Source organism: Acidisoma silvae (assembly GCF_020618775.1).
GTDB classification, from domain to species: Bacteria; Pseudomonadota; Alphaproteobacteria; order Acetobacterales; family Acetobacteraceae; genus Acidisoma; species Acidisoma silvae.
This window is the reverse complement of the sequence record NZ_JAESVB010000077.1, coordinates 1-607: the sequence shown is the minus strand read 5'-3', so window position 1 is coordinate 607 and position 607 is coordinate 1. Positions and strand designations below refer to the sequence as shown.

Below are 607 nucleotides of genomic sequence, written 5' to 3'. Positions count from 1 at the left end.
GGCGCTGAGCAGACATGGCGGCAGTTGTCACCGGCAACCGCTTATCCTTCTTGTCGGTCGGAGTAGCGGTTTGACTTTACGGTGACGCCCGCTGACCGATGGCTGTCAGCACAACTTTTGCAAACGGCTCTTCTTGATGGACAGCAATCTCATTCTGCTTCGCCAGCTCAAGGCTGGCGCTGAAGGTCGTCGCCCAGGCCGAGGACCGGCGCAGCGCGCCGTCCAACGCCGTACCGTCCCCCTCGACCTCGACGGGCGGCTCCGGCAGGAAGTGCTCCAGTTCCGCCCCGTCCCCCCCCTCCCCCAGGATCCGCAGGATGCGGTCTTGGGCCTCAGTGACAGAGTAGAGATCGCTCCAGGAAGGACGGTAGCGCGTGACGGTATCCGGATCGGGTGTGTCGTCTTCGAACAGCGCCAGGCTCGCCCAGAGGAAGGCGATGACATCGACCGCGTGCTCGGTGCCGAGCAGCAGCCCCATGCTTTCCGGGCGGCCGCGGGCGAAGACGGTCTCACCGAGCGTGGGTTGATCGCCGAGCCAGGCGGAGGCCGCGCGCATCGCGACCAGCTCATCCAGCCGACGCAGCTCCGTTGCGGCTTCCTCCTCCGC

The 607-nt window shown here is 66.2% G+C and carries 1 pseudogene; it reads right to left on the bottom strand.

Annotation, left to right across the window (positions count from 1 at the left end):
* Positions 1–76: 76 nt before the first annotated feature.
* Positions 77–607: pseudogene (locus tag ASILVAE211_RS25880) on the bottom strand (hypothetical protein); the annotation flags it as partial.